Raw genomic sequence first — 8,084 nt, forward strand, 5'->3', positions numbered from 1 at the left:
ACATCAAAAACACAACCAGGATGGGAACGAATCCCCATCCTGATCGAAAAATCTTACCCAACTTTGCTTAAGTGAACTGCATTAGGCCAAGAGCCGCCCTTTTTCATGGACAGGATGATGATTGCGTCAAGCCGTGCCGAACGCGCTGGCGCCGTGGTCGGCGCGACCGACCAATTGCCGGAACCCGGCAAACAGCTCGCGGCCGAAACCGAACTCGTTGCCGATGAGGTCGGCATCGGCCGTCCGGCGCAATGCGAAGTCGCCGGCCGGCACCAGCACCTCAAGTGTCCCAGCCTCGGCGTCGAGCCGGATGATGTCGCCTTCGTGGATCCTGGCGATGGGACCCTCCTCGACTGCTTCCGGCGTCACATGGATCGCCGCCGGCACCTTGCCGGAGGCGCCAGACATGCGCCCGTCGGTGACCAGCGCCACGCGCTGGCCGCGATCCTGCAGGATACCGAGCACGGTGGTCAGCTTGTGCAGTTCCGGCATGCCGTTGGCCTTCGGCCCCTGGAAGCGGATGACGGCGATGAAATCGCCGGTCAGCGTGCCTGCCTTGAACGCTTCATTCAGCCCTTGCTGGCTGTCGAAAACCTTGGCCGGCGCCTCGATGATGCGCCGCTCCGGCTTCACGGCGGACGTCTTAATGACGGCGTGGCCGAGATTGCCCGACAGCACTTTCAGGCCGCCGGTCGCCTGGAATGCCTTGTTGAACGGCGCCAGCACTTTCTCGTCGCCGCTTGTCCGCGGCGAGGCTTCGCGCACCACGCTGCCATCGGTGCCGAGCTTTGCTTCGACCGCGTAGGGTCGCAGGCCTTCGCCCCAGACCGTCTGCACATCCTCGTGCAGGATGCCTTCGTCGAGCAGTTCGCGGATCAGGAAGCCGAGGCCGCCGGCCGCGTGGAAATGGTTCACGTCGGCGAGACCGTTCGGATAGACTCGCGCCAGCAGCGGCACCGCTTCCGAAAGGTCGGAAATGTCCTGCCAGGTGATGGCGATGCCGGCCGCCGCCGCCATGGCGATCAGGTGGATGGTGTGATTGGTCGAGCCGCCAGTGGCGTGCAGGCCGACGATGCCGTTGACGATCGAACGCTCGTCGATCATCCGGCCAACCGGCGTATAGGCATTGCCTAGCGCGGTGATCGCCAGCGCCCGCTTGGTCGCCTCGCGGGTCAACGCTTCGCGCAGGGGTGTGCCGGGATTGACGAAGGAAGCGCCGGGCGTGTGCAGACCCATGATCTCCATCAGCATCTGGTTGGAATTCGCCGTGCCGTAGAAGGTGCAGGTGCCCGGCCCATGGTAGGACTTGGACTCGGCCTCCAGCAGTTCGGCGCGTCCCGCCTTGCCCTCGGCATAGAGCTGGCGGACCTTGGCCTTTTCATCGTTCGGCAGGCCAGTGGTCATCGGTCCTGCGGGAATGAACACCGCCGGCAGATGACCGAAGGTGAGGGCTGCGATCACCAGCCCCGGTACGATCTTGTCGCAGACGCCGAGATAGACGGCGGCGTCGAACATGTTGTGCGACAGGCCGATCGCGGCCGCCATGGCGATCACGTCGCGCGAAAACAGCGACAGCTCCATGCCGGGCTGGCCTTGTGTCACGCCATCGCACATCGCCGGCACCCCGCCTGCGACCTGGGCAATGCCGCCGGCCTCGCGTGCCGCGTCCTTGATCAGCGCCGGAAAGGTCTCGAAAGGCTGATGCGCCGACAGCATGTCGTTGTAGGAGGTGATGATGCCGAGGTTAGGCACCTTGTCGGCACCCAGCGCCTGCTTTTCCGAGGGGCTGCACACCGCAAAGCCGTGGGCGAGATTGCCGCACGACAGCACGGCCCGATTGGCGGTGTGGCTCGACGCCTCGGCGATGCGGCTGAGATAACGCTCGCGGCCTGGCTTTGAACGCTGGCGGATACGCTCGGTGATGGCTTCGATGTCGCGTCTGACGGTCATGGTGTCGGTCCTTTCAGGCGAGGTCCCGGAACACAAACCGGCTGTCCGCCGGGACCCTCAGTACATTTCAAATCAGGGCGCCCAGAAAACCTCTACGGGCTTCTGTGCGGCATCGAGCACGGCGCGGATTGGCTTTCGCGGTCCAGATGCCACCGCGCCGTCGAAGGCGGTGCGCTTGTCCTCGCCTTCGATGTGCAGCGCGATGAAGCCGGCATCGACAATGCGCGCCAGCGAAAGCGTCAGCCGCGGCTCTCCCGCACTCAACGCATGAACCGGCAGCACGATCCTGTCGGAGGACGGATCGAGCAGTGTTGCCAGGTCATCGGCATCGGGAAAGAACGAGGCGGTATGGCCGTCCGGCCCCATGCCGAGCACGACGACATCGAGCGGCCAGGGCAGCGACCGCAGCGCCGCATTGTCGGATGAAGCCGCATCCTCGATGCTGGTGGCTTCGTGATAGAGCGGCACGAAACGGGCCGCCTTGGCCGCGTTCTGCAAGAGATTGGCCGCCACCAGCCCGGCGTTGGAACGCGGCGAGGAGGCCGGCACGAAGCGCTCGTCGACCAGCGTCACGATCACCTTGTCCCAGGCGATGGGTATCGCCGATAGGGCGGCGAAGAATTTTGCCGGCGTGGTGCCGCCGGAGACGGCGAGCAGCCCTATGCCGCGCTCGGCGATTGCCCTGGTCAGGCGGTCGGCGACATGACCGGCGAGGGCGGCCGCCAGCTCCTGGCGCCCGGCGAAGCCGTTCCAGCTATAGGCGGTGCCGTTCAATTGCTCTCGTGCCATGTCCGCCCGTCACGTTCGATCAGCGCAATGGAGGCCGAGGGTCCCCAGGTGCCTGCCGTATAGCCCTGCGCCTCCTGTCTGGCGCTTTCCCATGCGTTCTGGATCGGGTCGATCCATTTCCACGCCGCCTCGACTTCGTCACGGCGCATGAACAGGGTCTGGTTGCCACGGATGACATCCATGATCAGCCGCTCGTAGGCGTCCGGCGCGCGGCCATCGAAGGATTGCGCGAAGCTCATGTCGAGCGAGATCTGGCGCAGCCGCATGCCGCCCGGACCCGGATCCTTGATCATGATGAACTGCTTGACGCCTTCGTCGGGCTGCAGCCGGATGACCAGCTGGTTGGCGAAGATCGGCCCGGCGCTGTCGCCGAAGATCGAGTGCGGGATCGGCTTGAATTCGATGACGATTTCCGAAACCCGGGTTGCCAGCCGCTTGCCGGTCCTGAGGTAGAACGGAACGCCCGCCCAGCGCCAGGTACCGATCTCGGCCTTGATGGCGACGAAGGTCTCGGTGTTGCTGTCGTGGGAAAGCTCCTCGACATAGCCCTTTACAGCTCCGCTGGCCGAGGCGCCCGCGCGGTACTGGCCACGCACGGTGTGCTTCGGCGCCTCGTTGCCGTTGATGCGCTTCAGCGCCCGCAGCACCTTCAGCTTCTCGTCGCGCACCGCGTCGGCATCCATCGATGACGGCGCTTCCATGGCGACGAGGCACAGCAGCTGCAGTATGTGGTTCTGCACCATGTCGCGCAGCGCGCCGGCCTTGTCGTAATAGGTGACGCGGTCTTCCAGCCCCACGGTCTCGGCCACGGTGATCTGCACGTGGTCGATATGGGCGGAGTTCCACAGCGGTTCGTAGAGCGCGTTGGCAAAGCGCAGCGCCATCAGGTTCTGCACCGTCTCCTTGCCGAGATAGTGGTCGATGCGGAAGATCTGGCTTTCGTGGAAATCGTCGCCGACCAGATCATTGAGCGCTCGCGCCGAGGCAAGGTCGCGGCCGATCGGCTTCTCCAGCACGATGCGGGAGTTCGGCGTGATCAGATTGTGTTCTTTCAGCTTGTGCGAGATATCGCCGAACAGCGCCGGCGCCACCGCCAGGTAGAAGGCGCGGATGCGGTCGCTGTCGCCGATCGCCTTTTTCAATTTGTCGAAGCCGGCGCCGGTCGTTGCATCGGCCGAAACATAGGATAGCCGCGCCAGAAAGGTCTTCAGCTCCTTGGCGTCGATATCGGCCGATTTGACGTGCTCGGAGATCGCTTGGCTAGCGAAGGCCTGGAATTCCTCATCGCTCATTTTCGAGCGCGACGTGCCGATGATGCGCGTCGGCTCGGAGAACTGATGGTCGCGCTGGCGATAGTAGAGCGACGGCAGAAGCTTGCGTTCCGACAGATCGCCGGTGCCGCCGAAAATGATGAAGTCGAAAGGGTCGACGGGGATGATCTGGCTGGTCATGGTCTGTCCGCTCTGACGCCGGTCACAAATACGCGGCTGATATAATCTAATCGATTTAAATTTTCCAGTGCCATGGTGTCACATCTGAGTGTGGCGCGTGCCTCTTGACAGTCCGGTACCCCGGAGGCTTGTCGACAGGCGCGGCTCCGGAAGCCTTCGCAGTTGCAGCATAGAGCGGGATCGGGGCGAAAGCCAAAGGAGAAATCGGCGATGGCCGCACATCTTTCGACCAACCCGGTCAGAAGCCGTGGCTTGGCGCGGACGCACGCCATTGGCGTGCCGGTCGATCGTCACCAATCATGAGCGGGAAAATCATGCGTCTGGAAAACAAGGTTGCCGTCATCACCGGTGCTGCGTCGGGTTTTGGCGAAGGCATCGCCAGGCGCTTTGCGCAGGAGGGCGCCAGGGTCGTTGTCGCCGATCTCAATGCCAAGGGCGCGGAGCGCGTCGCAGGCGAGATCGGTGAAGCGGCGATCTGGACCCAGACAGATGTTTCGCTGCGCTCCGAATTCGACGAGATGGTCTATGCCGCGAAGAGCGCCTTCGGCCGCATCGACATCATGGTCAACAATGCCGGCTACACCCATCGCAACGGCGATATGCTCAACGTCGACGAGGAAACCTTCGACCTGATCACATCAGTCAACATGAAGGCGATCTATCACGCGGCACTTGCCGTGGTGCCGATCATGGAGCGGCAAGGCGGCGGCGTCATCCTGACCACGGCCTCCACGGCGGGTCTGCGGCCGCGGCCCGGCCTCACCTGGTACAATGCGTCGAAAGGCTGGGCGATCACCGCCACCAAGTCGATGGCGGTGGAACTGGCACCGAAGAACATCCGCGTCAACTGCCTCTGCCCGGTTGCCGGCGAGACCGGCATGCTGGAGAAATTCATGGGCGCCGACACACCCGAAATCCGCGAGAAGTTCCGCGCATCGATCCCGCTCGGCCGGCTTTCGACGCCGCTCGACATCGCCAACGCCGCACTCTGGCTGGCCTCCGACGAAGCCGCCTTCATCACCGGTGTGGCGCTGGAGGTCGACGGCGGCCGCTGTATCTGAAAGTGCCAACACATGACTCCGAAAATCGGTACCGATTTTCGGAACGGATCATGCAAGTCAAAATGCCTGAAATTGGCAGCATGCTTGGCGGCAGATCGCGGTGGCGTCAGGCGCCGGTCTTGATGTAACTCTTGTAAATCCAGCCGGTCTTGCCGTTGTAGGTGATCTGGCACCATTGCTTACAGCTCATCACCTGCACCGAGGTTCTGGCCGGCACCGTGGCGATGGCGGCGGCATTTTTCTTCGGGCCGCTCCGCATGGTCACCGCCCTCAGGATACGCCCCGTTCCGGCGGCCGCGACCTTCCTGGGCTTCGCCTTGGCCTTGCTGTCGTCGCCTCCAGTCGTTGGCTGTTGCGCCGGCACTGGCGGCTGCACCGCGGGGATGGCGGCGGTTTGTGCGCCATCGGGATGGCTGCCCGCCGCCGCGGGGGGCGCGGCAACCTTGGCTAATTCAGTGCTGGCATCGGTATCGGCTGCCGGCTGCGCGAACGCCGCCACCGGCTTGTCCGGCGCCTGTTCAGCCTGGTTCGCCGCCTGGCTGGGAGCAGGCGCGTCGGAAGCGGATGCAGCCTTCGGCTGCGAACCGGTCCAGCGCGGATCATTGGCCGCGAGCGCTTGTACGTTGGCTTCCGCAGCCGCCACGGTCGGTGAAACCGTGTCGGACTTGCGCATCTGCGGCACGGCTGCCGCGGCGACCGCGGCCCCCACCGGGGCTATTTTCGTCGTCTTCACCGGAATCGCTGGAATTGTCTGCTCGGAACTCGCCGCCGCTTGCCTGTCGCCGGCCGGCAATGCCAGCCATAGCGCCACGGCAGCGACGCCAAGCAACGCGGCAGTGCCGATTGCGGCGATCACCAGATGCGAGTTCGAACGGACTCCCTGCCAGAAGGACGGCCGCATGTCGTATCCGAACTGCATGGCAAAGCGCCGACGTTCCGGCGTACCGAAACTGAAGGGCTCTTTCACTTTTGCCACCTCCATAAGTGGGCCAATGTTCTTTAGATCGAAAGCCAAGAACCTGGCTAAAGATCTGCATCGGTCCCAAGAAACCAAAGCGGGCAAACCCGCAGAATTCCCCATCAGTCGCCCACAGCCGGCATCTTTTGCCGGCGATTGTGGCATCACTACGCCTTCCCAGCCGATTCTGCACCTTTGATGGGGATTCCGCAATGTGCCGCTACGGCAACAAATATTACAGCAATATTACAGGAATTCAGAGCGATCCTGTCCAGCCCGGAGCATGATCCCGAAAGTGGCATCAGGCTTTCGCCAAAATCATGCAAACCAGCAGATGGAACCGATCCTTTTACCGTCGGGACGGAGCAGGCTCTAGATCCTGTCGCGCAAAGCAAACCAGTTGAGCGCCAGAAACAGCAGCGGCGTGCGGAAGCGCCGACCGCCAGGGAACGGCGGGATTTTTAGATCCTCGATTAGCTTCAGCCGGTCGCGGTTGCCGGCGACGGTTTCGGCATAGAGCTTGCCGAAGAAGTTCGACAGCATGACGCCGTGGCCGGAATAGCCGCCGGCCGAGATGACATTGGGCATCACTTCGCGCACGAACGGCTTTCTCGGCACCGTGATGCCGACATAGCCGCCCCAGCCATGCGTGATCTCGACATCCCCCAATGCCGGGTAGAGTTCCGCGATCTGGCGGCGGATGTGGATGTGGATATCCTTCGGATCGTTGACGCCATAGATCTCGCGTCCGCCAAACAGCAGCCGGCCATCCCTCGACTTGCGGAAATAGCGCACGACGAAGCGGGAATCGTCGACCGCCTCGCCGCCCGGCAACACGTTCGAGTCCGCTCCCAGAGGCACCGTCGCGCCGATGAACGAACCGATCGGCATGATGTGCGCCGCACTCACCGGCTCGAGCGTGCCGCCATAGGCGTTGACCGCGATCAGGCATTTCTGCGCCGTCAGCGTGCCTCTCGGTGTCGAGATCTTGACCTTGCCGCCACTGGAAATGATGCCCGTCGAGGGCGTCTCGTCGAACAGCTGCGCGCCTGCAAGCGCTGCCACCCGCGCCGTACCGATCACCAGCTTCATCGGGTGGATGTGGCCAGTGCCGGTGTCGCGCGTCCCGCCAAAGTAGGCGGTCGACCCCAGCCGCTCCGCCGTCTCCTTGGCATCCATGAACGAGATATGTGGGTAGGAAAAACGGCTCGCCATGATCTCGGCATGCGCCTTGTAGTCGTCGACATAACGCGGCTTGTGCGCCACCGAAAGCTGGCCCGGCATGTAGTCGATATCGATCTGGTTGGCAGCGGCGAATTCGAGGAGATGCGTCTTCGCCTCTTCGGCGAGATCGAACAGCGCCTTGGCGCGGGAAAAGCCATATTCGGCTTCCAGGTCCTCGACCCAGGCACGCTGGCCAGTGCCAAGTTGACCACCATTGCGCCCAGAAGCGCCGTCTCCGAAACGGTACGCCTCGATCAGCACGACATCCGCTCCAGCCTTGGCCAGATGTGCCGCCGCCGACAGGCCGGTGAAGCCGCCGCCGACAATGACGACGTCGCAGGTACGGTCGCCATCGAGCACGGGGTATTCAGGCCGCGGTCCGGCTGTGTCTTCGTACCAGGAGCGGCCGGGGGAGATCGGGGATTGGTAGGGCATGATGCGGTGAAGACTCGGAGATTTGGAGGGGGAAGCGAATAGCGAGTAGCGAATAGCGAATAGCGAATAGAAAATGGGGAAGAATTGAAAAGTGAGGGTTGATCGAGGCTATGTCGCCCGTCTCATCATTTCTATTCGCTATTCGCTATTCGCTATTCGCTATTCGCTATTCGCTATTCGCTATTCGCTATTCGCTATTCGCTATTCGCTATTCGC

At 63.0% G+C, this 8,084-nt stretch carries 6 protein-coding genes; 1 reads left to right on the forward strand and 5 read right to left on the reverse strand.

Translation table 11 applies throughout. The features are described 5' to 3' along the window. Positions 1-126: 126 nt before the first annotated feature. From edd to zwf, 3 genes are all read right to left on the reverse strand, one after another. Entirely contained in the window at positions 127-1,950 is a 1,824-nt protein-coding gene (gene edd / locus NKJ06_RS33170; protein ID WP_352629656.1) for a phosphogluconate dehydratase, read from the reverse strand. Between the two features lie 72 nt (positions 1,951-2,022). Then, positions 2,023-2,739: a 6-phosphogluconolactonase gene (pgl, locus tag NKJ06_RS33175; protein WP_352629654.1), complete on the reverse strand. Its 717-nt coding sequence runs from the start codon at positions 2,737-2,739 to the stop codon at positions 2,023-2,025. Further along, the gene (gene zwf / locus NKJ06_RS33180; protein ID WP_352629653.1) at positions 2,721-4,190 is read right to left on the reverse strand and encodes a glucose-6-phosphate dehydrogenase; all 1,470 of its coding nucleotides are present in this window, start codon (positions 4,188-4,190) and stop codon (positions 2,721-2,723) included. The genes pgl and zwf overlap by 19 nt, the downstream gene beginning before the upstream one ends. 314 nt (positions 4,191-4,504) lie before the next feature. Between zwf and NKJ06_RS33185 the strand changes: the two genes are divergently transcribed. After that, a complete protein-coding gene (locus tag NKJ06_RS33185; RefSeq protein ID WP_352629651.1) occupies positions 4,505-5,251 on the forward strand; it encodes an SDR family oxidoreductase in 747 nt (248 codons plus the stop codon). A gap of 106 nt (positions 5,252-5,357) precedes the next feature. Here NKJ06_RS33185 and NKJ06_RS33190 read toward each other — a convergent pair whose 3' ends face one another. Together NKJ06_RS33190 and NKJ06_RS33195 are read right to left on the reverse strand one after the other, a co-directional pair. Further along, positions 5,358-6,218, reverse strand: coding sequence for an SH3 domain-containing protein (locus NKJ06_RS33190; RefSeq protein WP_352629649.1), 861 nt, complete (start codon positions 6,216-6,218; stop codon positions 5,358-5,360). A 363-nt stretch (positions 6,219-6,581) separates the two neighbouring features. Continuing rightward, positions 6,582-7,868: an NAD(P)/FAD-dependent oxidoreductase gene (locus NKJ06_RS33195; RefSeq protein WP_352629647.1), complete on the reverse strand. Its 1,287-nt coding sequence runs from the start codon at positions 7,866-7,868 to the stop codon at positions 6,582-6,584. Positions 7,869-8,084: the final 216 nt, after the last annotated feature.

Origin of the sequence: Mesorhizobium sp. M0293 (assembly GCF_040321735.1) — a bacterium.
In the GTDB taxonomy this organism is placed as follows: domain Bacteria; phylum Pseudomonadota; class Alphaproteobacteria; order Rhizobiales; family Rhizobiaceae; genus Mesorhizobium.

What these genes read in the sequence shown, in the direction of transcription:
- edd (WP_352629656.1), bottom strand. Translation starts at nt 1,950, where the DNA reads ATGACCGTCAGACGCGACATCGAAGCCATCACCGAGCGTATCCGCCAG.
- NKJ06_RS33195 (WP_352629647.1), bottom strand. Translation starts at nt 7,868, where the DNA reads ATGCCCTACCAATCCCCGATCTCCCCCGGCCGCTCCTGGTACGAAGAC.
- zwf (WP_352629653.1), bottom strand. Translation starts at nt 4,190, where the DNA reads ATGACCAGCCAGATCATCCCCGTCGACCCTTTCGACTTCATCATTTTC.
- NKJ06_RS33185 (WP_352629651.1), top strand. Translation starts at nt 4,505, where the DNA reads ATGCGTCTGGAAAACAAGGTTGCCGTCATCACCGGTGCTGCGTCGGGT.
- pgl (WP_352629654.1), bottom strand. Translation starts at nt 2,739, where the DNA reads ATGGCACGAGAGCAATTGAACGGCACCGCCTATAGCTGGAACGGCTTC.